Here is a 26,792-nt window from a genome sequence, read left to right as displayed (position 1 = left end):
AATCCTGTGAAATGATAAATTAAGTTATAAGAAATAAGTACGATATGTGCAAAAGTATACCAGTTTTATTTTCGAATACCACGGGGAGAATAATGCAAATTGTTACAGATCGTGGCAAAAAGTTACAAGGCGACTTTAAATGCGCCAGAATAGCCATTTTTACGTAAGCTTTGTACTAATGAATTTAGGTTGTTGCTGTTTTTAATTGGGCCTAATTGGACTCGATAAATGCCATTATTTTCTACGAAAAACGCAGGATATTGATATAACAATGAGAGAGTAGAGGCCGTTTTTTGAGCCACAGCTTTATCTTTTGTTGCAAAAACCTGAATATGATCTTTAATGTCACTTTTGGTATTACTTGATGTATGGCTACTTTCAGGAACTTTGGGTAAGGCTTCTATAAGTACTTTTGCGGTGCCTGTTTTTAACATATTTAGTTTATAAGCGGCAGTGTAGGATAAGTCGATAATTCGATTATGATGAAATGGGCCTCGGTCATTTACCCGTACAATAACTGATTTATTATTACTAAGATTGGTTACCTGAACATAGCTTGGTAATGGCAAATGTTTATGGGCAGCACTCATGCCATACATATTATAAATTTCACCGTTTGAAGTTAAATGTCCATGAAACTTATTACCATACCAAGACGCTATCCCTTTTTCGGTAAAGCCTTTAGCGTGGCTTAACACCTGATAGTGTTTTCCGCGAACAGTATAGTTTTTATTACCCCCTCTGCTTTTTGCTTCTTCACGCGGTGTTGCATCTGCTAATTCGTGGTTGGTTGGTATACGGGTTGGGCTACTGTCATGTTTCTGCTGGTAGCGCCCATATTGTTGACTACAACTAGAAAGTAAAGTAATAACAGCTAATGTAACTAACAGAGCTTTAACAATCATATAAACTATTTCTTTACCTATTATCCAAGAAAACGTCGGTGTGTACTAATGGCCATTAATATACCAAAGGCTGCCATTAAGGTCACCATGGAAGTGCCACCGTAACTGACTAATGGTAGCGGAACACCCACCACGGGTAATAGGCCTGAAACCATGCCAATATTTACAAATACATAAACAAAAAATGTTAAGGTTAAGCTACCTGCTAATAATTTAGTAAACGCCTGTTGAGCATGCACAGCGATCCACAAGCCACGCATTACAATTGCTAAATACACGAGTAATAAAATGCTAACACCAAGCAAGCCAAACTCTTCACTAAATACGGCAAAAATAAAGTCAGTATGCCGTTCGGGTAAAAATTCTAGTTGTGACTGAGTACCTTGAAGCCAGCCTTTACCAAACAAACCGCCCGAGCCTATTGCTATTTTGGACTGAATAATATGATAACCAGAGCCAAGAGGGTCTTGTTCAGGGTTTAAAAAAGTTAACACCCGCTGCTTTTGATAAGGTTTCATTAGAAACATCCACAAAATAGGTGTAAATGCTGAGGCTAATACAACGCAGCTACCAATTAACTTCCAACTGGCACCCGCAAGAAAAATAACAAAAATGCCTGAGCAGGCAATCAGTAAAGACGTACCCAAGTCGGGCTGCTTTGCAATAAGCAGTGTTGGTATTAATAATAATAAAAAGGCGAGAATTATATTAAGGATCCGCACGGGCAAGTCTTGTTGACTAACAAACCAAGCAATCATTATTGGCACAATCAGCTTCATTACCTCAGAAGGTTGAAACATAAATACGCCTAAGTTTAACCAACGCCTTGCTCCTTTACCTATGTGGCCAAATACAAGTACGCCAATTAATAATAAAATACCAATAACAAAAAATGTTACTGCCCATTTTCTGTATACTAATGGTGGAATTTGAGCAACAACAAACATCACTATCAATGCAATTCCCATATTTCTGGCCTGTTTGATCGCCATATCTATACTTTGACCGCCAGCGCTGTATACAATAAATAAACCAAGCACCATTAAGGCTAAAATTCCTGCCAATAAAGGTACATCAATATGCAGGCGTTGCCACAAACTGCGTTGTTTTTGTTGATCATGTCCGGTAGAACGCACTATCTTTTCCTAGTTCTTTTGCTATCTGCAGCCTGATAAATTTCATCGTGTAATGGGTGTTTGTTTTCACTAATAATTTCACGATTGCCGAAGTATTGATCCATAATTTGTCGTGCAACGGGGGCTGCGTTACTTGCACCACCGCCTTTTGCTACATTTTCAATTGCAACTGCAACAACTATTTCTGGCTTTTCATAAGGGGCAAAGGCAACGAACATCGCATTATCTCGTTTACTTTCTTCAACTGCGTCAGCGTCATATTTTTCGCCTTGCGCTATATTTGCAACTTGCGCTGAGCCTGTTTTCCCCGCAGCATCATAACGTGCACCTATAAAAGGTGTGTAAGCAGTAGCCCCTTTTTTCTGGACGGTGTTATGCATGCCATCAAGTACGAGCTCCCAGTTGCGATCATTTTTCAGGATAATAGGTGGCTTGAAGTCAACTGGGTACTCACTGGTAATCGCTTCTCTTTGTAATCCATCACCATCATTGCTAAAACTAACCTCGCTGGTAGCTTTTAACAAGTGTGGCACTTTTATTTGACCTTTGTTTACTAATATTGAAATCGATTGGGCGAGTTGTAATGGCGTAACGGTCCAATAACTTTGTCCAATACCAACGGATAAAGTTTCTCCAGTGTACCAAGCCTTATTATATCGTGCGCGTTTCCACTCAACACTTGGCATAATGGCGCGACTCTCTTCATGGAGGTCGATACCGGTGTAATCGCCAAAACCAAATTTTTCCATCATTCGTGCTATTTTGGTAATACCAAGTTTATAAGACAAATCGAAGTAATAAATATTACATGATTGTTCTAACGACTTCGATAAATCAACTTTGCCGTGTCCCCATCTTTTCCAGTCGCGTCGTTTAGTTTCAATACCCGGTAGTTGATAAACACCTCTATCATTAATCGTTGTATGTTCGGTAATAATTTCTTCTTCTAAACCTGTCAGAGCAAGCAATGGCTTAATAGTTGAAGCGGGGGGGTAGCCTTGAACCGCTCGATTAATTAATGGGAGGTCGGTTGAGCCAGTCAGCTTTTTATAATCTTTGTAACTTATTCCATGTACAAATAAATTGCCGTTATAACTAGGGTTTGAATACATGGCGAGTACGCCACCGTCACGGGGATCTATTGCAACAATAGCACCACGTCTTCCAGATAAAGCACGTTTAGCAATCATCTGTAACTCAATATCTAAGCTTAGTGTAAGATCTTTGCCAGGTACTGGTGGGGTAAAGCTTAATGTGCGGATTACTCTACCTTGATTGTTAATTTCTACTTCTTGGTTGCCAATGGTCCCGTGCAGAATATCTTGATAGTAGCGCTCTAACCCTAGTTTACCAATGTTTCGCGTGGCAGCGTAGTTTTCAGCTTTACCTTGCTCTTCTAGTTTTATTTCATCTCTGCGATTTATTCGAGCAACATAACCAAGCGAGTGCGTTGTTAAGTCGCCAAAAGGGTAATAACGCTTAAGGCGTGCATCGATAAATACCCCTGGAAATTTATGCTGATTAACTGAGAAAATTGCAACTTGTTGCTCGCTTAAGCGAGATTTTATTTCAATAGGCTTAAACCGACGTTTACTTTTAAGAGACTGAAAAACCTTCTGTTGGCGTTCTTCGCTAATATCCAATAAAAGGCTGACTTCTTTAATTGTTTTAGCAAGATCTGTTACTTGTTCTGGAATAATCTCTAAGCTATAAACCGGTTTGTTATCTGCTAAAAGCACACCATTACGGTCGTAAATGAGTCCTCTGTTAGGAGCAACGGGTAATAATTTGATTCTATTTGAGTTTGAGCGAGTTTTATATTTTTCATAAGAGACTACCTCTAATTGAAACACGTTATAAAACATGATCAATAACATAGCCATAACACCCATTAGTGCATAAAAGGCTCTTCGAGCAAATAAATTTGCTTCAGCGGTATGATTGCGAATAGAAACACGCTTTCTTGCCATCGTTACTCTCTATGATAAGGATGGTTGTTATTAATACTCCAAGCTCGGTATAAGCTTTCAGCAACGATGACTCTTACCATAGGGTGCGGTAGGGTTAGGGGAGATAAAGACCACTTTTGCTCAGATGCTTGAATACAAGCAGGAGCCAAACCTTCTGGTCCGCCAACAAGCAGGGCTACGTCACGTCCATCAAGTTGCCAGCGCTGGAGTTGCTGTGCTAACACTGGAGTAGTCCAAGGTTTTCCTTCAACTTCAAGGGTAATAATTCTATTGCCTTTAGGAATAGCGGCAAGGGTCAATTCACCTTCTTTTTCTAAAATACGGGCAATATCTGCGTTCTTACCTCGTTTTCCTGGCGGTATCTCAACTAAATCAAATGACATATCACGAGGAAAACGTCGGCAATACTCGTTAAATCCTTCAGCCACCCAAGCTGGCATTTTATTGCCAACGGCATATAAGGTTAAACGCATAGCGAATTAAATTATTCCCACAATTGTTCTAGTTGATAACGGTCTCGCATTTCGTCGGTCATAATGTGAACGACTACATCACCTAAATCTACGAGTGACCATTCGCCTACATCGTTTCCTTCAACACCAAGTGGCTCGGTGCCTTCAGCGCGACATTCAAGCGTAACCGATTGAGCTATCGATTTTACATGACGGTTTGAATTGCCAGAAGCAATGATCATAAAATCGGCAAAATTGGATTTTTCGGAAATATTAATTGTTGTGATATCGCGACCTTTCATGTCTTCGATTTTTTCAACAACAAAAGCAGTTAAAGCTTCAGATTGCAATGTGTATTCTCTTTTTGACTTGTATTGCTAGCATAATATCATTAAAAATGGTGAAGGTTAACTAACACTTTTCAAGGAAATGAAACAAATCTTTAAATTACTGAAGATTGAAAGGGTAAATACCTGAAGTTAAATTTTAAAGCATTTTATATCAATGCATTAGCTTGTAATTGCTAGTGTTGTTTTTATGACAAATAAAACATAATTTATTTAAGTCAATTGGTATAGTTTATGTGCTTTAATATATTGTGCAATATAGTCTGGAATGTTATCTAAACGCTCGTTAGTCTGTTGTAATTGATGGCGAATTTCAGTTGAAGAAACTAAAAAGTCAGACTGTTCAAACAAGTATATTTTACCAGCTTTATGTTTTTTTAGCATTGATGGGGTATTCACTTGAGATTGACTAAGCAATTGCTGAGTTTCTTGGTTAATATCAGTTATAACATAATTAGGACGAGCACTAACGATAAGATGGCATTGCTTGAGTATGTCTTGCCAGCGGTACCAAGTGGTAAAGTTAATAAAAGAATCCATTCCTATAAACAGATAAAGCGTGTTCTTAGGGTAGCATTCACTGATCTCAATAAGTGTATCAATTGTATAAGATGGCGCTTGCCTTTGTAACTCTCGGTCGTCACAGGTAAATAATGGGTGATGCTGGCAAACCATTTCAGCCATCGCAAGTCTATGTTTACTACTAGCAATAACGTTAGACTTATGAGGAGGGATGTGAGCAGGTAATAATAAAACCTTTGTTAGGTTTAAGTGTCTTGCTCCTTCGGTGACTGACTGAATATGCCCATTATGAATTGGGTCAAATGTACCACCAAAAACACCTATTTCGTGTGTATTAATTGAAATACCCTTACTACCCATTTTATTTATGCATATTCATAATTAAGCGATAGTTTTTGTAAGCTACTACCGTGGTATAAAGAACAGATAACATCTGCCAGTAATAAATAACCATTAAATTCAACACTGGTTTTAATAATTAAGTCTGTTTGGGCTAATCGCGCTTGTGCGTGAGCTAAGTTGCTGGCACTAATATACTTTAATGCGTGTTGATATAAAGGTTTACGCTTTTCCCATATTCGATATTGGCTATAGAGTTCAGAAATCGAATGACCTTGTGTAAGCGCTTCCTGCATGTTTAACAACTGTGAAATTTCTTTATGAATTGGCCATATGAGTTGCGCTACAGCAATACCTTCTTGTTGCAATTGATCTAACATAGTAATGCATTTACTTGTATCACCTGCCAACATTGCATCAGTTAGCTGAAAAGCGCTAAATTTAGCTTGTTTAATTATAATACTCTCTGCATCTTCAACGGTAACTTGTTGCTGGCCGAATAAAAGCGAAAGTTTGGTTAGTTCTTGCGATAATGCGAGCAAATTACCTTCAAACAGTTTGGCCAACATAAGTGTTAGGTCTTGATGTAAGTTAAGTTTTAGCTGCTGTGCTTGTTTGTAGATCCACTGTTGTAGTTGCTTGCTTTCAATATCATACAGTGGCAGAAAAACGCCTTTAGCCTCTAGCGCTTTAAACCATTTTCTTTTTTGATTTGCAGCATCAAGCTTATCACCATGTAAAATGAGTAATATGTCAGGCGAAATATTCTGACAAAGCTGTAATAGTTTTTTACTACCAGTATCACCAATTTTATTTGTGCTTAATTCAAGTTCAATAATACGTTGACTGGCAAAAAGGCTAAGCGCACTATATTCTTGTTCTAATAAACTCCAATCAAATTTATCATCAACATAAAAACGTATTAACTCACTGAAACCTTGTTGTTGTGCATGGCTTTTTAGTTGGATTAATGCGTCATTTTTTTGCCAAGGCTCATCACCAAACACTAGCCAAATAGGAGCAAAGTTTTTATTTAGCGTATTTGCAATTTGATTGTGATAAATGCGCATAGCGTATTTTTTGCTCCTTAAACTTAATAGCGTTTAACGTTGAATACTCGCTAAATGGCGTATAATTTTATTAGCCGCTTCTTGTCGCATCTCACTTAGCATTAAAGCCAACTCTCTACTTTTAGCGAGCGCTAAATCGGGGTCGTCTTGATAGTCACGGTTTAATTCAACTTCAAAACTTTGAAAGTCTTCATTTGCAAAGCGTAGTTGATACCTAGCAGTATAAATAAGTTCATACTCGGCTACTTGACCGTTTGGGAATACAGAAAGTGTGCGACGATCAAGTGTGTCTTTTAAAATCTTAAGTTCGGGTAATGTTTTATCGAAGCTATTAGTGATTTTAACTTTGTTTAGTAATAAATGTTGCTTAACTAAACGGGTTAATTCGCCATATTTATCAACAGAGCCTAGGTTTAAGTGTTGAAGCTGTGCGGCGATAAAGTAATCGCCGCGCAGTGAAAATCCACAGCCTGAAAATAATAAACTGCAAAGTAATATTACAATGAATTTATTGAGTATTTGACTGTAATTCTTCATTAGTTAGCCACAATATTTAATAACTTGCCTGGCACGTAGATAATTTTACGAACCGTTTGCTCAGCGATAAATTTAGCCACATTTTCTTCATTCAGGCCTAAAGACTCAACTTGCTCTTTACTTGCGTCTGCTGCAACGGTAATTTTTGCTCGAACTTTACCATTAACTTGTACAATAATTAGCTTCTCGTCTTCAACTAGGGCTGCTTCGTCAACTGTTGGCCATAATGTATCTTCTACCTGATTACCATCACCTATAGTTTTCCACAACTCATGGCACATATGTGGTGTAATAGGTGTTAGCATTAGTACAACGGCGCGCACAGCTTCTTGCATCACAGTTCTATCTTCAACACTGGTTAAAGGGGCTTTTGCTAAATGATTCATCAATTCCATTATTGCGGCAATAGCGGTATTGAAGGTGTTTCTGCGACCAATATCATCAGTAACTTTTGCAATGGCTTTATGCACTTCGCGGCGCAGTGCTTTATGGTTACTTGTTAACGTGATATCTGCTAACGTTGATACGTTGCCACTCTCATAAAAGTCATGAGCAAGTTTCCATACGCGTTTTAAAAATCTATGCGCACCTTCAACGCCAGAATCAGACCATTCTAAGGTTTGCTCTGGTGGCGAGGTAAACATAATAAATAAGCGAACAGTATCAGCACCATATAGATCGATAACTTGCTGAGGGTCAATGCCATTGTTTTTAGATTTCGACATTTTACTCATTCCTGCAGAAATCACAGGTTGGCCATCATGTTTACAAATAGCTGAGGTGACTTGACCTTTTTCATCGCGCTCAACAATTACATCAGATGGCGCTATCCATTCTTGACCACCATTTGAAGCTTCACGGTAATAAGTATCTGCTAATACCATGCCTTGGCATAACAGACTTTTAAATGGTTCACTGCTTTCCACTAAGCCTGCATCACGCAAAAGCTTATGGAAAAAACGAGCGTATAATAAATGCAATATTGCGTGTTCAATACCACCTATGTATTGATCAACAGGCAGCCAGTAATTTGCTTTCTCTGGATCTAACATTTGCGTGTCATCATTTGGCGAACAGTATCGAGCATAATACCAAGACGATTCCATGAAGGTGTCAAATGTATCCGTTTCTCTAAAGGCCTCTTCACCTTTGTAGGTAGTTTTAGCCCATTCTTCGTTACTTTTTATCGGAGAATTTACACCATCCATTACTACGTCTTCGGGTAACACAACGGGTAACTGATCTGCAGGTACAGGAACAGACTCGCCATTAGCTAACTTCAACATTGGAATTGGCGTACCCCAATAACGCTGACGAGAAACACCCCAATCGCGCAAGCGGTAATTTACGGTAACTCGACCTTTCTCCTTGGCGATTAATTTATCTGAAATCGCTTTAAATGCTTGTTCAAATGTTAAACCATCAAATTCACCAGAATTTACTAGGGTGTTTTTGTCGGTTATGGCCGCTGTTGTAATATCGTCTGAATCACCAGCTTTGATCACTTGCTTGATTTCAAGGCCGTATTTTTTAGCAAATTCCCAATCACGTTGGTCATGAGCTGGTACAGACATTACTGCGCCTGAACCGTAGTCCATCAGTACAAAGTTTGCTGCCCAAACTGGTACTGTTTCACCTGTTAGAGGGTGAACTGCAGTTAACCCTGTATCAACACCCTTTTTTTCCATCGTTGCCATATCAGCTTCAGTGGCTTTATTGGTTTTGCATTCTTCGATGAAGTTAGCTAACTCAGCATTGTTTTTTGCAGCGGTTAGCGCTAACGGATGTTGCGTAGCAAGTGCTACATAAGTAACCCCCATCAATGTGTCTGGACGAGTAGTGTAAACATCAAATGACTGTTCAGAATTGGAAAGGTTGAAAGTCATTTCAACCCCTTCAGAACGACCAATCCAATTACGTTGCATGGTTTTTACTTGTTCTGGCCAACCTTCTAATTGGTCTAAATCATTTAGTAGCTCTTCAGCGTAATCAGTAATCTTAATAAACCACTGCGGAATTTCTTTACGTTCAACTATAGCGCCAGAACGCCAGCCTCTACCGTCAATAACTTGTTCATTCGCTAAAACGGTTTGATCAACCGGATCCCAGTTTACTGTTGCGTTCTTTTTATAAACTAAGCCTTTTTCGAAAAGCTGAGTGAAAAACCATTGCTCCCAACGGTAATAATCTTTTTTACAAGTGGCAAATTCTCTGTGCCAATCGTAGCCAAAGCCAAGCGACATTAACTGGTTACGCATATAGTCGATGTTTTCATAGGTCCATTTAGCTGGCGCAGAGTTATTTTTAATTGCAGCATTTTCTGCAGGTAAACCAAATGCATCCCAACCCATAGGTTGCATCACATTTTTACCTTGCATGCGTTGATAACGAGAAATTACATCACCTAAACTATAATTGCGCACATGTCCCATATGAAGACGACCACTTGGGTATGGAAACATCGAGAGGCAGTAATACTTTTCTTTACCAGGTATTTCTTTTGCGCGAAATGTTTGATTATCAGTCCAAAATTTTTGAACATTAGCTTCGATAGTTTGGGGATTGTAAATGGATTCCATTAAAGAGTTCTCAAAAGACTAGAGTAGGGGCTTTTTAGTACATCGTTATTGGTAATTGTTGTTAACAATTAACGCCGATGGTTTAGTAAAAAGCTTCTTAATAAATAATCGCCATAGAATACCTTATCAGAAGGGTTTTTAACAAGTTTATTCAGGAGGATTTAGGTATTTTTTAATGGCGAGGTTTTTTGTTGTGACGCTCTTGTCTATACTTACTCTAATAACATAATTGAATAAGCATTTTAATTAATTTGCTGGGTATAATAGGCTTTACCTATTGTAAGGAGGCATTATGAGTAATAAACCTTTGTTCACTGATTTTTATCATAAATTATCGATGTGGTTAACTGATGTAAAAAAACATGAGGTCACTGAAATTGTTGAATTAGTTGAGCAGGCTAAGGTTATATTATCTGCAGCAGAATCAATCCCTGAAGAAAAAATAACGCAATTTATTGACAATTTTCAGTACGACTTACATGAGTTTTATCAACAAAATCAAGAGCAAGTAAAGAATTCCACGTTCTTATCACTAATGAATGAATCTTTTTGGGCGCTGTTAGTGCAAATAACTGATAAATCGCAAGTTGAGTGGGCTGAGCTTTGCCAAGACTTCAAACAAAATGGTGATTACCAAGAAGGTGATATTATCGGCTTTGGTAAACTTACTTGCGTAAAATGTAATAATACCATACTAATTTCTCACATGACTAAAGTGGGTAAGTGCTTACATTGTCAGCATAACCACTTTAAGCGTGAAAGTTTAACACCTTAATTAGAGCGTGTTGACCTTTTGAGTGCAAATTTTGTACGAATTAAACACGCTCTAATTTACCTCCCATTTTTAATAGACACTTTCCAAAGTTATTTACAAAAGAGTAAACTGTGTTTATTAATAATTAGGGGTGTTGATTTTTCGCATACAAATTTTGTACGAATTATACCAGTTTCATTAATTAAGTGATCTTTTTAGCCAGTAGAAATGATCACATAGTTAGTGAGATTGGTATTAAACATGAATTAATTGAGGCGTAGCGATAAAAGTGTAGTTATTCTACATAAATGGGCGACAATAAAAGTAAATTATGTTTAAACGTATCCGAAGGACAGCGTCCGTTTGGTTTTTCTACTGCGTTTTCACTTAATTTATGGGAAGCAAGCCTATTACATAAGTTCAGCCTTGTATAAACGCCAAATAAATCGTTTAAAAAACTTACAGTGAAAGTTAACACCTAAAATAAAGTGTTGTTTTTTTAAACACTACTAATGAGAGTCTAATGATAGAAACGCATCAAAAACTGCGCCTTACTCCTGAAAAGTTAACGGCTAACTTAGCTGAAAAACAGTTTACCCAACTTACTGACTCAGCAAGTGTTGAACAAATATTGATAGGTCATGAACGTGCTAAAGAAGCATTAAGTTTTGGCCTCTCGATGGAATCGCCAGGCTTTAATGTTTATGCAATGGGAGAGCATGGCACAGGTAGACAAACATTAATTAAACAAATGTTATCGGCACTAGCGAGTAGCCAACCAACGCCTTCCGAGTGGTGCTACATTAATAACTTTGATGATGTTCACGCGCCATATCGTTTGTATGTAAGCCCAGGTGACGGTAAACAACTGCTTGCTCGCATTAACACCTTTATTGATGAGTTATTAGATTTGTTTCCTGAGATTTTTGATAATCCCGGTTATCAGCGCCAAAAAGCAGCAATCGAACGAGAATTTAATCAAAAGTATGATGAAGCCATTGCTATCGTAGAAGAAACCGCATTAAAAAATAATGTGATCCTTTTTGAGGAAGGTGGAGAAATAGGTTTCTCGCCTTTAGTAGAGGGTAAGCCTCTAAATGATAAAGAGTTTTCAGATTTAGACGAAGGGAAACGCACAGAGTTTTACGCTTTATTGTCGACTTTAGAAGACTTATTGCTAGAGCAATTAATTGAGTTACCGTTATGGAAGCGGGTTTCATCTGACAAAATGCGCAAACTTAAATATGAAACGGCAGAGCAAAGTATTCGTCCTTTTTTGAAAGAGCTTGAGCATGAATTTGCAAGTAATATCGGGGTGTTGAAATACCTGACTAAAGTTAAAACACATGTCGTAGATGCTGTGCTTGAGATCTTAGTTGATAATGCTGGCGAAAACATAAACGATAAAGAAGCGCGTAAGTTAATGGTAGACCGATTTTTACCGAACTTGTTAGTTTCTAGAGAGCCTAATACCGGGGCACCTGTTATTTATGAGCAAAATCCAACGTTTCAAAACTTATTTGGCCACGCAGATTTTTCATCTTTTCAAGGTGCTTCTTATACTAGCTACCGTTTGATCAGAGCAGGAGCATTACACAAAGCTAATGGTGGGTATTTATTACTCGATGCTGAAAAATTGTTAAATCAACCATTAGTCTGGTCACGCTTAAAACTCGCGTTAAAAACGGAAGAAATCACCATCGAAAATCCGTACTCAGAATATAGTCAGCCTAGCGGTATTAGCCTACAACCTGAAAAAATACCTTTAACGGTTAAAGTTATTTTATTGGGTGATCCAGAGCTCTACTATATGCTACAAGACTATGATCAAGAGTTTACCGAATTATTTAGGATTTTAGCTGACTTTGATCGCCACTTAGAAAAAAGCGATCAAAATTTTATTGATTATGCTCAATTGATAAGACATCGAGCAGATAAAAAAAATTATCCCCCCGTGAGTGATAGCGCGGTGTTAGAGTTGGTGAGATATGCACTTCGTCGAGCAGAGCATCAACATAAAATATCTGCAAACATTGTACAAACTAATGACTTACTTGATGAAGCAGTCTATTTATGGAAGAAAAACAATAATAGCGGAGAACTCAGCGCCAACTGTATTTTAGATGCTTTAGCTGCTAAACGAAGACGCACAGGGAGAATCAGTGAAGTGTGGCTGAGTGAAATAAAAGAAGAACAAGTACTGATAGGTACTAGTGGCGAACAAGTTGGTAAAATTAACGGCTTAACAATATTAGAAATTGGCGATAGTGTTTTTGGTACACCTGCACGCATAACTGCAACGGTTTATGCTGGCAGTAACGGCATTACTGATATTGAAAGAGAAGCAGATTTGGGTAAATCAATTCACTCAAAAGGGGTGTTGTTACTCTCTGGTTATATTGGCCATAAATATGGTCAAAACTTCCCTGTATCTATAACTGCAAATATAGCGATAGAACAGTCTTATGGCCATATAGATGGTGACAGTGCCTCAATGGCCGAGCTGTGTGTGTTAATTTCAGCTATCGCTAAACTGCCGATTGACCAAAGCATCGCAATTACAGGCTCAGTCAACCAACATGGAGGTGTACAGTCTATCGGTGGGGTCAATGAAAAAATTGAAGGTTTCTATCGATTATGCAAAGACAAAGGATTAACAGGCAAGCAAGGTGTCATTATTCCTAAAACAAATGTAATTAATCTGATGCTATCGGATGAAGTGATTGAGGCGGTATCGGCAGGTATGTTTTCTGTGTATGCGGTTGAAGATATTGATCAAGCACTTGAAATACTCATGTCGCTTGAAGCAGGACAGCTTAATAGTACTGGGCGGTATCCTCGAAAGTCGATACACGGTTTAGTGTTAAATAAACTGGCTGCTTTCTCCGATATGCTTCATGGGGAGGATGAATAATTTACTATAGGGTTTCGCTAAAGGTGAAACCCTATTTGAACCTTTACTTATAACTTGTTTAAATTTAACTTGATTAATATTCAAACGTCTGTATAATTCGCGCCTCGATATAAGACCGACATGGATTTGGTCTTTGAATGTGTGGGGTTATCCCAATAGACTTGCCTAACTAGCGCCCTAAGCTAGATAATGAATGTGCCTAAAGTCTTCCCGGTGGTTTCCTCGTAATTGTTCGCGGGTATATGCGATAGAGTGCTAAACTGCCTGCCTTAAGAAGACGAAAAATTAAATGACTGATATTAACAATGCCCCAGTTGGCTTTGATACCCTTGGCTTGCCTGAAAACCTACTTTCTGCCTTAGTTGCACTAGGTTTTGAGTCATCTACTCCTATTCAAGCAAAAACTATTCCGCCATTATTAGCGGGTAAAGATGTGCTAGGTGAAGCGCAAACCGGTACGGGTAAAACCGCTGCGTTTGGTTTACCTGCATTAGCTAAGCTTGATGTTTCAATCAAAAAACCACAGTTAATGGTGTTAGCACCAACGCGTGAGTTAGCCATTCAAGTTGCTGAAGCAATTGAAACATTTGCTAAAAACATGAAAGGCTTAAAAGTAGCTACCTTATATGGTGGTCAATCTTATGGTCCTCAATTTCAACAATTAGAGCGTGGCGCTCAAGTTGTTGTTGGTACACCTGGCCGTTTAATGGACCATTTGCGCCGTAAAAGCTTAAAATTAGACAGCTTATCATTTTGTGTGCTTGATGAAGCAGATGAAATGTTAAATATGGGATTCTTAGAAGACATTGAGTGGATTTTAGAGCATCTGCCAAAAAACACTCAAATGGCATTATTTTCTGCCACTATGCCTTCACAAATTCGTAAAGTAGCTAATCGTTTCTTAAAAGATCCTGAGCATATTAAAATTGCCGCGGTTAAGAAAGAAAAAGCAAATATTACTCAATATGCTTGGAAAGTAAGCGGTATAAATAAAATTACTGCACTAGAGCGTATAGCTGAAAGTATTGAGTATGATGCGATGATAATTTTCGTACGCACCAGAAACGATACTGTAGACGTAGCTGAAAAGTTAGAGCGTGCAGGTTATGCTGCTGTTGCATTAAATGGTGATATGAACCAAGCACAACGTGAACGCACTGTTGATCAACTTAAGTCAGGTAAATCTTCAATATTAGTGGCAACTGATGTAGTAGCCCGTGGTTTAGATATTCCTCGTATCTCTTTAGTTATTAACTATGACTTACCTGGTGATAACGAAGCTTACGTGCATCGCATAGGTCGTACTGGCCGTGCAGGTCGTGAGGGTATTGCAATATCATTTGTGCGCCCCCGTGAAATGTACTCTTTACGTCATTATGAACGTTTAACATCTGGTGTTGTTAAAACGTATGAATTACCAAGTATTCAAGAAATTGGTAAAGCACGAATTGAGCGAACCCGAAATGAGTTAGTGACTGCAGTTGCTGAGAAAGATCTGGCCAACATGCGTGAAATTATTGAAGCGATGGCGGCAGAGTCTGAACTATCAATGACAGACCTCGCGGCAGCTTTACTTTATCAAAAGCAGCTAAACCAGCCATTACAGCCAAAAGAAGACCCTAAGCCACGTCGTGAATCACGCGACCGTGACGATAGCCGAGGTCGTGGTGGACGTAACGACAGCCGCAGAGATGCGCGTGGTGATAGAAATGGACGTTCGGACAGAGGTGAGCGTGGTCCACGTAAACCTAAAGCTGTTCGTAACGATGTCGACTGGCAAACATACCGCCTTGAAGTAGGCAAAGAGCATGGCGCTAAGCCAGGTGATATTGTTGGCGCTATTGCTAACGAAATCTCTTTAGATAGCAGTTATATTGGTGCAATTAACTTGCATGATCGTCATAGCTTTGTTCAGTTACCAAAAGGTATGCCTGAAAAATCATTTACACAATTAAAGCGTGTAAAAATACGTCGACAATCATTAGAAATTTCAGTATCAGATGCACCTGCACCAATGGAGCGTACTCCAAGAAAACGTACTGAAAGGGCAGACCGTCCAAGACGTGAAAACTAAAACTAAGTATATTTATATGTAAAGGCGCTTTAAGCGCCTTTTTTTGTTTTAAATAATCGGTTTCAGCAGACGTTTGTTAAATAAAATTACTGAAAATAAGGTGGTATATTCAGTGTGTAAACAATTTGTTGCACTGCGAACCTAACCCTTGCATGGGCTTGGCTGACGAAGATAAATTATTAATCATTATCAACGTACATTATTTGTTACGCATAAAAATCAAATGGATTTTTAATAGGCTTTCTAACTTGTTGTAACCTCGCAATAATAGCTGCAATACAGTTGTTAGAGAGACAATTATGACCGAAGTTAAAAACCCACTAAACCTTTGTGGTATCGAATTTACAGAATACGCAACGCCAGATTCAGACTTTATGGAAAAGGCATTCTATGGCTTTGGCTTTTCAAAAACTAAAAAGTTTAAAGGGCGTGATATTGAGTATTTTAATCAAAACGATATTCACTTCTTATTAAATAATGAAAAAGCAGGCTTTTCAAAAGAGTTTGCTAAAAGCCATGGCCCTGCAATTTGTTCAATGGGCTGGCGTGTAGAAGACGCTGACTATGCGTTTGAACAAGCGATTATCCGTGGTGCTAAATCTGCACAAGACGTAGAAAATAAGCTTCCTTACCCGGCAATTTTTGGTATTGGTGACAGCTTAATTTATTTTATCGAAAAGTTTGGTGATAAAGGTTCTATTTATCAAGAAGATTTCGAACCATTAGAATCGCCAGTTGTTGTTAAAGATAAAGGTTTCAAAGCAGTTGATCACCTAACGAATAACGTTTACCAAGGCACAATGGAGCATTGGGCAAACTTTTATAAAGACGTTTTTGGATTCACTGAAGTGCGTTACTTTGATATTAAAGGTGAAAAAACCGCATTGGTTTCTTATGCGTTACAGTCGCCATGTGGCAAATTTAGTATCCCTATTAATGAAGGAAAGGGCACTAATAATAACCAGATTGACGAATACCTTGAAGAATACAATGGCCCAGGTGTACAGCACTTAGCGTTTATTACAGACGATTTAGTGGGTTCTTTAGACCAACTTGATAAAAGTATTATCGATACTTTAGATATAGTGCCAGAATACTACGACGACGTATTTAAACGCATCCCATGGGTAAAAGAAGATCACAAGCGCATTCAAGAGCATCAAATATTAGTAGATAGCCAGAAAGAAAACTCTTACTTGCTACAAATTTTCACTAAAAATATTTTTGGGCCTATCTTTATTGAGATGATCCAACGTGTTGATGACAAAGGCTTTGGTGAAGGTAACTTTACTGCTTTATTTAAGTCGATTGAGTTAAATCAAATGGAACGTGGTGTGTTGTAATTTACACTTACACGTAAACAGCCTGCGCTAAAAAATAAAAAAACCAGTAGAAATTTACTGGTTTTTTTATAGTTAACCTGAGTTCTGGATAACGGATGTACGAGTAACACCCGTAAAGCTATATTTTTCATTTACTTGTTATAAATTAATCGTATTGCTTATGTAGTTATATATCAATGTTATAAGTTTTGAGTGAATCAAGGCAAGTTTGCGTACCTAATAGCGAGCTATTAGTAGCAAATTTAACGCAGATACGCGCAAAAATCGTGACATTGACGTGTATAGCTTATCCAAAATTCAGGTTAGTTAATATAAAACACTAAAAATTATTATCTGACATAGTTGCTCCACCAAGACCACCCATTAAAATCTTAGTGTCATCACTTGATAAAGTTCGGCAATTAGTTCTTTTGCTACAAGTAGCGCCTGATATACGGCTACCTGTTGAACGTCCATCATAGAAGGAATTGCGAGTTACTCTATCTATAGTATTGCTTAGTGCTAGCTCAAAAGATACGTTGTTGCCCGTTATTGTAAGTGTTTCTATATCATCATCTAACGCACTAATTTTAGTGTACTCCTGTGCGCTTTCATCAGTAGTATTAACCAAATTAACTAGGCGCTCTCTGCTGTCTTTATAATTCCAAAACGTTAATTTTTTGTAACCTTCAGCCGCTTTCAGAGTGTTTTTTTCAACCAGGCTACCTGTTTCTCTTAGTCTCGAAAGTAAATACATAGCGTCTTTATTTCTTTTGTCTTCAGCACGTAGTAATAATTCGAGTTCTTCACTATTATCTGCCTTGTTAAAGTCTAGCGTTAATAGCGCTGTTTGATAAAGAGCTTGTGGGTAACCTTCGGCAGCTGACCTTGCCAACCAAAGCTTAGACTTTTCAAGATCTTTTTCAGTACCAATACCATCTCTATAGTATGCAGATAGAATAAACATCGCTTTACCATAACGACTACGAGCAGCGCGCTTTATTTTTTTGTAGGCTAGTGCAGGATTTTTTTCTACTCCTTCACCAGTTAAATAGGCTGTAGCTAATAGTATTAACGTTTCAGGGTTACCATAGCGTGAATGCTGTTTTAGTTTGAGGATTTGCGTTTTACAGCTGTCCTCAGTACAAAGAGAAGTATCGTTTTCATTAATATGCTGGCTATTGTTATTGCTCGCTGCAAAGCTAGATGAAGAAGCGACAACTACACTAAGTAGTAGCGATGAAAGTGTCCATTTATTCATTATAATTCCTATTGCATGTAATATTTCTGTTAAAATCAACTTGAGTATTACTCATAAATGCAGCAATTTCAACTTACTGCTTGCTGCTAAGACAACCAATTTATAGTCACATTTTTGTATTGCTAAGCATTCTTTACCCATCACATCAGTTTAAGTAATCTAGACAATAAAAAAGCACCTTTTAATAAAGGTGCTTTCGCTATTGTTAAACTTACTAATTGTTTAATGAGTAAAAACTATTTATTGGCCAATATGTTTATCTAAAAATTTAGCTACCTTTTTATAAAGGTTATAAACATTTTCTTGATCTCTAAAACCATGCCCTTCATGATCTTCTACTAAAGACTCATAAGGGTAGTTCATCTTATCAAGCTTTTCCGTTAGTAATTCATAATTTTTTATCGGTACACGTTTATCCATGCGACCATGTACTAATAAAAGAGCCGCTTTTAATTTGTCTAAATGATAGATGGCAGAGCGCTCTTTAACAAACTCTTCATCGTATGCATTCCAAGCTTCTTCCAAAAATTTACGTCCCGATTTATGTAAACGCGTATCAGACTCGTCTTTTTGCACTGCAATATCATAAACACCCACATAAGGCACGGCACATTTGTATAAGTCAGGTTCTTTTACTACGCCCATCATAGCGGCATAACCACCATAACTGGCACCATAAATACAAACGCGATCTTTATCAGCTATGCCTTCTTTTACAGCCCAGTGAACCGCATCAGTTAAGTCATCCTGCATTTCCATGCCCATTTTTTGGTAATGGTCATAAATAAATGATGAGCCTCGACCACCTGAACCTCGGTAATTAACCTGCATTACTGCATAACCTAAGTTAGCAAAGTATTGGGCTTCTGGATTGTAACCCCAACTGTCTTTAACACCGTAAGGGCCTCCATGAACTACTTGTACAAGTGGTAAGTTTTTAGACTTGCCAGTTGGCAATGTTAAATAGCCACGTATTTCTAAGCCGTCACGGGCAATAAAGCTAAATGGTTCCATTTTTGCTAATTGCTTGTAGTCTCTATGCGGGGCGGTATCTAATAAGTAGCTTAGTTTATTTGTATTTCTGTCAAATAAATAGTAAGTGCCTTGTTTTACATCGCTATAAACAATCACTAATAGTTTTTTACCATCTTGTGTTGTATTTATAATACGAACAAAGTCATCAGGAAATGCAGCTGAAATTGACTCCATTAACTGAACATCGGGGTGTGATGTATCAAGATACTCTTTAATTAGATGGCCAGGCTCACGAATTACGCCAATAAGGGTGCGGTTGTCTGCTTCTAGATCATAAATATAGTTTTCAATAACTGCATCACCTGGCAACTCAATTATATCGCTTAGTTCTTTCGTTTTAGGATCGTATAACTTTATTGATGTACCAGCGTTAATATAAAGTTTTTTATTATCTTTGGTAAAAGATATTGGGCTAAATTCACCAGACTTAACTGAACGTTCATCAACTAATTGCCAGTCGTCTTTGTTGTTGTCACGATAATAAATTGTTCGAATACTATCTTCTTTTTCTTTATCGTAAGTTGTACCTACAGAAAGCCTTACTACTTGATTATTATCTGTATATAAACGGCCATATTCTTGAGCCGCTTTGGCAACTCGCACTTGTCTACCGCTATAGATATTTAACTTATAAATTGAAGAGTATTTAGAGTCGATGATATCAATTAAAATGTTATCTTCGTCGTTGTCTAGCGTGTCTACTATTCTGTAAGCACTAATTTGACCTAAGGCTTTACCCGGGCGCGGTGGTGTTGGTAGTAGTTGTCTTTTTTTACCACCATCAGCATCAGCACTGAATAAGTAGCCGGTAGGTCTTGCTTTCTCTAATGGGCCAACTTTATCTACCATAGAGGCGTATACGCGCTCGTTATTTAACCAACCAAAATCACCTACTTCAGAGTCATCACCAAAGTTCATTACCGAGATAATTTTATTGTTTTTAGCTAGCATTACAGCAAGCTGCATATTGTTATTAATTTTAACTTTTGCAGCAAAGTATTTACCTGTTGGCGAAATACTTAAACTATTGATTTCTGAATACTTAAAGAAGTTCTCAACAGGTAATCTAGGGGTAGTTTCTTCAGCAAAACTGTAATTTGAAAAACTTTGTAGCACTATAAGAGTTACTACAATTTTTTGTAAAATCGTACTTATCTTTATCATTTAAAAAATCCTTATCATCCTTAATACTTTTCGTTGTAAAAGAAACAAGGCAGCTAAGCTGCCTTGTTTATTTGTTTAACAATCAACTGTATTGTTTAGAAAGTGTAGCGAATTTCTGCGCCCACTTCACGACCAATTGAAAGGCCACCATATTGGAAGCTGTTATAGAACGGCCAAGTATCATGAGAGTCGTCTTTTGGTCCTTTATCATTAAATAGGTTAACCACTTGTAAATTAACCGCTAAGTCTTCAGTAAAGTGATAACTTGCAGTTAAGTTAACCAAAACAAGTGGGTGTAATCTATCTACATTACCATAGCTTGCGTCATCTGGGTTTGAGTATTCAACAGGCTGATTCCATGCTGGAATAGAGCCAATACGACGACCACTTAATACAACACTCATATCGTCCATTGACCAGCTTACGCTACCATTGATGATAGAACGAGCATCATCGTTCCAAGCTTTATCACGATCATTTTCGTTAGTGTCTTCGTCACTTGCTTTGTAAACCATTTTAAGCACGTGTGACCAACCTAATGTCATATTAAACTCACCGTATTCGGTTTTAACGTTATAACCAAGTGTTGCATCTAAACCTTCAATTGAATGTTCAGCAGCGTTGATTGAAGAGGTGTCTACAGAGCCAATTTGTCCTGGGTCAATATCGTCTGAACCAGTACGGGTAATTTGATTATTAATTTGAGCACAGTAAGCACCGTTTGGATCGCGACCTTCTAAACCAAATTTACAGTCATATGCATTATCAAGTAACCCTTGTACACTTTCAGATACAACAATTTGTGCTAGTTCAATGCGGTACCAATCTAGTGAAACGTCTAGGTTTTCAGTGATATCCCACACCATACCTACGCCGTATGAATCACCTTCTTCTTCTTTAAGTGTTTTAGAGCCAGCTCTAAACCCTCTGATTGAAGTGGCATTACAGAAATCTTGGTTAGTTTGAAACGCTTCTTCACCTTCATAATCAATTTCACATTTTACCCAATCGTATGCAGATTGGTAAAAACCAGACTCTTCAGCGAATACACGGTGCATATCTGGTGCTCTAAAGCTTTTGCCCCAGTTAGCACGAAGTAACATGTCGTCTGTTGGATTATAAGTAATACCCATTTGCGGAGTAAAACGGCCACCTACATCAGTAGTTTCGTCGTCATATTTATCGTAACGACCCGCAAGTTTAACATCTAAATTGGCTAATACTGGAATGTCTAATTCAAAACCTACCGCGTAACGTTCACGATCACCGCCACCACCAGTACCGGTTAAGTTATACCAGCCATTACCGTCATTGTTTAATGTACGCTCATCTGGCGTTAAGGTATAACCTTGTTTGTTCCATTCTGCTACTACAGCAAAATATGCATCTCCAGCACTCATTTCAAATGCTGAGCCGCTTAGTACAAAACTTACGTTATTTGAGTAAGAGTCAGAAACGATTTGTTGAACACCTACTAATTGGTCCAATATAGACTGATCAATTGGGTCGTATAAACCTACTAAGCTGTTACCGTCAGGTAAACCATAGCCATAAGAGCCTGTTCCGAAGAAAACTGGCATAACCATCTCTTCTTTAAACCAATCTCTTTTCGAATCTGATGTTGCTTCACTTCTGCTGATTACAAACTCGTAATCATAATCTTCAAATAAGGTACCAATAGCGCCGATATTAAAGAATATTGACGACTCTTCTAAGCTTGAATCTTTCCAGCCTAGTTCTTGTTGGCTAAACTGGCGCTGTTTTAATACGTAGTCTAAACCGCCAAAGTTACCAGCACCTGGCGAAGATTCTAATTCTAGTACGTTTTCACCAACCCAGTGGTTACCACCACGAACTAGGGCTTCTTGATCTGAGAAAAGCAAATCAGCAAATAACTCAGTGCCACCTTCTAACTGGTATGTACCTGTTACATAACCAGATAATGTTTCACGTTCGTTACGAAGTGTACGCTGGCCGGTAAAGTCGCCACCACAATAGTTACCACTACCTTCACGGTATGCGTATTCAAAGCCTGAGCCAGAGTCGATACATGCTTGCTCGCCTGGATCGCGGTACTGGTTAGTGAATGCGTCCATTTTTAAAATAGCGCGGTCTAAGTAGTCTCTACCCGCTGGGCCATCGTCTACCGAGTCTAACCAGTCACGCTGAGAAGCAAAAATAGGGTCTTGTTTATGGTATTCAAAAGCAGCAGTAACACTGTAGTTATCGCCTGAAGTACCAGTAACCAATTGTAATCTGTTTTGCGCGCCACCACCTTCAGTTGCACGACTTGTCATGTAGTTTACGGTTGTTTCATCAATGTCTGTTTGGGTAATAATGTTCATTACACCTGCAACAGCGTCAGAACCATAAACAGCAGAAGCACCACCTGTTACTACTTCAATACGTTTGATAGCAGCAAATGGTATTGTTGATAAGTTAACAAAGTTAGAAGAACCGTTATATGGGCGAGGGTAGTCAGCCATACGACGACCATTAACTAATACTAATGTTTGGTTTGTTCCCAAACCACGTAAGCTAACAGTTTGAGCGTTAGGGGTAAATCCACCTTGAGCACCCCATTCAGCACCTTGTACTGTACCTGAAGCCGCTGTTAAATCCTTTAGTGCATCATAAGCGGTAGAAAAACCTTTATCTCGCATTTGTTCAATATCAATTACAACAACTGGGCTAACCGTTTCCATGTCTACACGCTTAATACGCGAGCCAGTCACTTCAATTTTTTCTACTTCTTCAGACTTTTCTTTTTTCGTATCTTCTTGAGCTAATGCGTAAGCTGAAGATGAAGCACCAAGCAATAAAGCAGCTTGAATACTTAACGTGAGTAAATTTAATTTTTTCACTTTGATTTCCCTGGGATTATATGTTTTTTTGTAGATATACTTATTGCATATCATTAAAGGCGACTAATTTAACTCTTAGCTTATCTCAAGATAAGAACAATTGTTACCATTCATCGTATGTTGTAACATAAGATTAACAGCATAGTAAAGTAGGAAGTGTGTTCAATTTTGTTTTTTTCAGATAAAAGTTGATCAACACTTACAATGTTGATGTTTTTGTAAGTTAAACTTTACAAGAAACTGCTGTTAAAGTAAGTGCTGATAGATGTTTTGCATGATTTGCTTTAGCTTAAATAGTTTTACTATTTATTTCTTTTGGGAATATTATAGTTTTCTTCTGAATTTAACCCACTAGAGACTTTCATATCTCTTAATATTCCGTCTTTTAGGTTGTAAACAAAGCCGTGAACCGTGGTGTTTTGTTTTTTCTTCCATGCATTTCTTAATATTGTTGAACTACAAACATTAGCAACTTGTTCTATAACATTTAATTCACATAAAGTGTTTACTTTTTCTTCTTCGTCGGTGATGTTGTCAAATTTACTTCGATGGAACCGGTAAACATCTTCAATATGGCGTAGCCAGTTATCAATTAAACCATAAGTTTTAGTATCTAATGCCGCTCTTACGCCACCACAGCCATAATGTCCGCAAACTATTATGTGTCTTACTTTTAAAATTTCTACCGCATACTGTATAACAGAAAGGCAATTTAGGTCGGTATGAATAACTTGGTTAGCAATATTACGATGAACAAATACTTCACCTGGCAGCATTCCTAATAATTCATTTGCCGGTACGCGTGAGTCTGAGCAGCCGATCCAGAGATATTCGGGTGACTGTTGCTGTGAAAGTAGTTCGAAAAACTGTGGGTCTTTATCGGTTATATCTTTCGCCCACTGAGTGTTCTTTTCAAATAAATGATCGATTGATGACATAGAATTTTTACTCTGTTTTATGCGGTTTTAGTTTTAAGTTGACTACGTATTTAGTACAACTACTATCAAGTGTATAATTCAATATAAGTGTTGGTATTTGGCGCTACGCTTAACAGTAACGCCAACACTATTTGACTGTTATTGTCATCTTTTATGCTGTATTTATCAAACGTTTATTATTGTAAGGAGATAAAAAATGACTGCATGTGCCCGACATATTTTAGTGAAAACAGAAAAGCAAGCACAAGAAATTAAAGATAAATTATCTAACGGTGGAGACTTTGCTCAATTAGCTAAAAAATTTTCTACTTGTCCTTCGGCTAAAAAAGGGGGGGATCTTGGTGAGTTTAAAAAAGGACAAATGGTTAAAGCATTTGATGATGTTGTGTTTAAAAAAGAAGTATTAAAAATTCATGGTCCAGTAAAAACGCGATTTGGCTATCATATTATTCAAACTATCTATCGCAATTAATCTTTTTTATCTTCGATTTCTTGTGCTTTTTGCCTTGCTTGTACTTTTTTAAGTTGGTCATCAGTTAAATTAAATTTTTTGGCTGATTGCTTCACCAGCATGATGCCGCCAATAATTAGGCAAACCGCGAGTATTATAATAAAAAGAACGTACATGGGCATAACAAAGCGCCTGAAAACTATTGATAGTTATCAGCATTATCCTTGATTATCACCAAAATATATAGCCATAAAGCGCTTTTGCCTGTAATTTATTAACTTGCCCTATGCTTTAATAATTATTGTACTGTATTCTGATGACCTTTTTTGGTGTGAATATATAATTAAATAACGGATTCCTTATGCTAAATCGCTTAAGTATTAAACTTTTATTACCTACTTTGGTTGTTGGAGTATTAGCCACTGTAACTGTGCTTTTATTTGCTAGTGAAATGAGTAAATTAGGCGTTGTATTTTTATTGTTTGGCACCATTGTTGGACAATTAGTAGTGAGTTTTATTTTTACTACACAACAGTTAACTTCTCGCATTGAAAAACTACAGCACTATTTAAATTTAGTGGTTAGTACAGACCAAGCACCAACAAGCTCCTTAGTTGATGATAAAACAGATGATTTAGCTAAAGTCACCAATGATTTAAGTGGTTTTATCGAGAACTTGTCTGATGTTATTAATGAAATAAAGCATGAGTCTGAAATTTTACGTCAGGGCTCTTCTTCTCTCACTAGCCAAATTAGTGATTCTGTTATTGCTGTTGATAACTCTTCAGAGCAAATAGCATTAATGGCGAACTCTATTGATGAAGTTGCGGCTACTTCAGCTACGTTATCGCAAAGTGCTACCCAGATGAGCGACTCTGCCAATCAGGTGGCTGAAATTCTAGCTCAAGGTACAAATGCTTCTAATACAAGCCAAGCTACTATCGCTCGATTTGCTGAGGAAGTAGCGGTTATGGTAGACGATTTAGCATTATTACAAGAAGAAGCTGCAAAAATAGGCTCAGTATTAGATGTTATTCGGGGAATTGCAGATCAAACTAACTTGTTGGCACTAAATGCAGCAATTGAAGCTGCAAGAGCAGGGGAGCAAGGACGAGGCTTTGCTGTAGTTGCTGACGAGGTAAGGGCGCTTGCCCATCGAACTCAGGAATCTACAGTTGTAATTCAATCTATGGTTGAAGGATTACAGTCTAAGTCAAACAATGCGGTAACAGCGATTGCCAGAGGGCAAGAATTAACAAAAGATAGCTTATCTCAATCACAAGATGTGGTAACAGCGCTATCTAAAGTAGGTGGTGTTTTTACAGAGGTTAACCAATTGATTGAACAAATGGCAAGCGGTACTGAGCAGCAGCAGAAGTCGACAGCATCGATTAATGATAATATGGCTGAAATCGTTTCTTTAAGTGCAGATGTAACCGCAGGTTTAAGTGTTGTTGCAGAGCATGCAGAACAGCAAAAAGCGACCACTGAAGAAGTAGATACTACCCTTAATCGAATTTGCGTTTAATATTAAGTGGCAGCAACTAAAAATCTAGGGTCTAGCTTTGCTCTTGACGTTTTTGCGCTAAAGCTTGTAGCTGTTTTTGCTGAGTATGAAGGCTACAGCGAACTAATAGTTCTCGATCATCTTCCCTAATATGATGAAATAACACTTTATGTTGATACCCTTCATCAACATTGGTTATTTCAATCACTTCGCCATGACAATATATGTTGCAATTATCAATATTGATAAATAACTTTATTTCTACGCTTTCATTTAAGTTTAAAGGGCTATCTGAAATGAAGGTTATGCCACTACCACTAAAACGAATGCCCTGAAAGCGATACGCAACTTCGTCTTGCTGACTAATAATAAAATTCATTAGCAAGTCAATTTTTTGTGATTGTAAATGCAAATACTGAGTTAATTGGTTTGCAACACCGCTAAGCGTTTGTAATGGTTGCAGTGCCATATTATCGATGGCAACAACTTGGGTAGCAAGTAGAAAAGGCGTAGGGATTTGCGCTTTAAACTCTTCAAATGTACAGTCTGAATTACCTTCTAAAGGTTTTACGTTAATTTTAAAGCTGTGCTCAATTGAAAAATATTGATTATATTTTGCTAGTTTTTCGTCGGTAGTGCTTTGCATAGAGA

General features: G+C 37.8%; 21 protein-coding genes. 6 read left to right on the top strand and 15 right to left on the bottom strand.

All coding sequences use genetic code 11. The features are described from left to right. Window positions 1–122: 122 nt before the first annotated feature. From QUD79_RS12550 to leuS, 9 genes are all read right to left on the bottom strand, one after another. Complete coding sequence (locus QUD79_RS12550) at window positions 123–905, bottom strand: septal ring lytic transglycosylase RlpA family protein (protein ID WP_184421641.1); 783 nt, start codon at window positions 903–905, stop codon at window positions 123–125. Between the two features lie 20 nt (window positions 906–925). Further along, window positions 926–2,041, bottom strand: a complete 1,116-nt coding sequence (gene rodA / locus QUD79_RS12545) for a rod shape-determining protein RodA (protein WP_184421643.1) — start codon at window positions 2,039–2,041, stop codon at window positions 926–928. Beyond that, window positions 2,041–4,011: a penicillin-binding protein 2 gene (mrdA, locus tag QUD79_RS12540; RefSeq protein WP_184421647.1), complete on the bottom strand. Its 1,971-nt coding sequence runs from the start codon at window positions 4,009–4,011 to the stop codon at window positions 2,041–2,043. The genes rodA and mrdA overlap by 1 nt, the downstream gene beginning before the upstream one ends. A gap of 2 nt (window positions 4,012–4,013) precedes the next feature. Continuing rightward, on the bottom strand, window positions 4,014–4,484 hold the full coding sequence (gene rlmH, locus QUD79_RS12535) for a 23S rRNA (pseudouridine(1915)-N(3))-methyltransferase RlmH (RefSeq protein ID WP_184421650.1): 471 nt from the start codon (window positions 4,482–4,484) through the stop codon (window positions 4,014–4,016). A gap of 11 nt (window positions 4,485–4,495) precedes the next feature. Next, window positions 4,496–4,813: a ribosome silencing factor gene (gene rsfS / locus QUD79_RS12530; RefSeq protein WP_184421669.1), complete on the bottom strand. Its 318-nt coding sequence runs from the start codon at window positions 4,811–4,813 to the stop codon at window positions 4,496–4,498. 210 nt (window positions 4,814–5,023) lie between these two features. Next, on the bottom strand, window positions 5,024–5,692 hold the full coding sequence (gene nadD / locus QUD79_RS12525) for a nicotinate-nucleotide adenylyltransferase (protein ID WP_184421672.1): 669 nt from the start codon (window positions 5,690–5,692) through the stop codon (window positions 5,024–5,026). A gap of 5 nt (window positions 5,693–5,697) precedes the next feature. Beyond that, on the bottom strand, window positions 5,698–6,741 hold the full coding sequence (gene holA, locus QUD79_RS12520; RefSeq protein WP_184421675.1) for a DNA polymerase III subunit delta: 1,044 nt from the start codon (window positions 6,739–6,741) through the stop codon (window positions 5,698–5,700). Between the two features lie 33 nt (window positions 6,742–6,774). Then, window positions 6,775–7,278, bottom strand: a complete 504-nt coding sequence (locus QUD79_RS12515) for an LPS-assembly lipoprotein LptE (protein ID WP_184421677.1) — start codon at window positions 7,276–7,278, stop codon at window positions 6,775–6,777. Then, window positions 7,278–9,857, bottom strand: coding sequence for a leucine--tRNA ligase (gene leuS, locus QUD79_RS12510; RefSeq protein ID WP_184421680.1), 2,580 nt, complete (start codon window positions 9,855–9,857; stop codon window positions 7,278–7,280). Before leuS ends, QUD79_RS12515 begins: the two co-directional genes overlap by 1 nt. A 292-nt stretch (window positions 9,858–10,149) precedes the next feature. Here leuS and QUD79_RS12505 point away from each other — a divergent pair, with 292 nt between their 5' ends. The 4 genes from QUD79_RS12505 to hppD all read left to right on the top strand — a co-directional run bounded on the left by QUD79_RS12505 (window position 10,150) and on the right by hppD (window position 16,942). Then, entirely contained in the window at window positions 10,150–10,632 is a 483-nt protein-coding gene (locus QUD79_RS12505; protein WP_184421683.1) for a zinc ribbon-containing protein, read from the top strand. A gap of 502 nt (window positions 10,633–11,134) precedes the next feature. Beyond that, window positions 11,135–13,525: an ATP-binding protein gene (locus QUD79_RS12500; RefSeq protein WP_184421687.1), complete on the top strand. Its 2,391-nt coding sequence runs from the start codon at window positions 11,135–11,137 to the stop codon at window positions 13,523–13,525. 289 nt (window positions 13,526–13,814) lie between these two features. Further along, window positions 13,815–15,599: a DEAD/DEAH box helicase gene (locus QUD79_RS12495; RefSeq protein WP_184421689.1), complete on the top strand. Its 1,785-nt coding sequence runs from the start codon at window positions 13,815–13,817 to the stop codon at window positions 15,597–15,599. A gap of 299 nt (window positions 15,600–15,898) precedes the next feature. Continuing rightward, complete coding sequence (gene hppD, locus QUD79_RS12490; RefSeq protein WP_184421692.1) at window positions 15,899–16,942, top strand: 4-hydroxyphenylpyruvate dioxygenase; 1,044 nt, start codon at window positions 15,899–15,901, stop codon at window positions 16,940–16,942. Between the two features lie 319 nt (window positions 16,943–17,261). Here hppD and QUD79_RS12485 read toward each other — a convergent pair whose 3' ends face one another. The 4 genes from QUD79_RS12485 to can all read right to left on the bottom strand — a co-directional run bounded on the left by QUD79_RS12485 (window position 17,262) and on the right by can (window position 24,183). Beyond that, entirely contained in the window at window positions 17,262–18,182 is a 921-nt protein-coding gene (locus tag QUD79_RS12485; protein WP_184421695.1) for a tetratricopeptide repeat protein, read from the bottom strand. A 240-nt stretch (window positions 18,183–18,422) separates the two neighbouring features. Then, entirely contained in the window at window positions 18,423–20,381 is a 1,959-nt protein-coding gene (locus QUD79_RS12480) for an alpha/beta hydrolase family protein (RefSeq protein WP_184421699.1), read from the bottom strand. Window positions 20,382–20,476: 95 nt separating this feature from the next. Continuing rightward, window positions 20,477–23,245 (bottom strand): TonB-dependent receptor plug domain-containing protein, encoded by a 2,769-nt coding sequence (locus tag QUD79_RS12475; RefSeq protein WP_184421702.1) that lies wholly within the window; start codon window positions 23,243–23,245, stop codon window positions 20,477–20,479. Between the two features lie 302 nt (window positions 23,246–23,547). Further along, the gene (gene can, locus QUD79_RS12470) at window positions 23,548–24,183 is read right to left on the bottom strand and encodes a carbonate dehydratase (RefSeq protein WP_184421705.1); all 636 of its coding nucleotides are present in this window, start codon (window positions 24,181–24,183) and stop codon (window positions 23,548–23,550) included. Window positions 24,184–24,379: 196 nt separating this feature from the next. Between can and QUD79_RS12465 the strand changes: the two genes are divergently transcribed. Beyond that, the gene (locus QUD79_RS12465) at window positions 24,380–24,655 is read left to right on the top strand and encodes a peptidylprolyl isomerase (protein ID WP_184421708.1); all 276 of its coding nucleotides are present in this window, start codon (window positions 24,380–24,382) and stop codon (window positions 24,653–24,655) included. Here QUD79_RS12465 and QUD79_RS12460 read toward each other — a convergent pair. Then, window positions 24,652–24,816: a DUF2897 family protein gene (locus tag QUD79_RS12460; protein WP_184421711.1), complete on the bottom strand. Its 165-nt coding sequence runs from the start codon at window positions 24,814–24,816 to the stop codon at window positions 24,652–24,654. The two genes, QUD79_RS12465 and QUD79_RS12460, sit on opposite strands and share 4 nt — an antisense overlap. 179 nt (window positions 24,817–24,995) lie before the next feature. On the opposite strand from QUD79_RS12460, the gene QUD79_RS12455 reads away from it, so the two are divergent. After that, window positions 24,996–26,162, top strand: coding sequence for a methyl-accepting chemotaxis protein (locus tag QUD79_RS12455; RefSeq protein WP_184421714.1), 1,167 nt, complete (start codon window positions 24,996–24,998; stop codon window positions 26,160–26,162). A gap of 31 nt (window positions 26,163–26,193) precedes the next feature. On the opposite strand, the gene QUD79_RS12450 is transcribed toward QUD79_RS12455, so the two are convergent. Continuing rightward, on the bottom strand, window positions 26,194–26,787 hold the full coding sequence (locus tag QUD79_RS12450; RefSeq protein ID WP_184421717.1) for a PilZ domain-containing protein: 594 nt from the start codon (window positions 26,785–26,787) through the stop codon (window positions 26,194–26,196). Window positions 26,788–26,792: the final 5 nt, after the last annotated feature.

This window comes from Thalassotalea piscium (assembly GCF_030295935.1).
In the GTDB taxonomy this organism is placed as follows: Bacteria; Pseudomonadota; Gammaproteobacteria; order Enterobacterales; family Alteromonadaceae; genus Thalassotalea_B; species Thalassotalea_B piscium.
The sequence above is the reverse complement of the archived record's forward strand: the minus strand, read 5'-3'. Positions and strand labels throughout refer to the sequence as shown.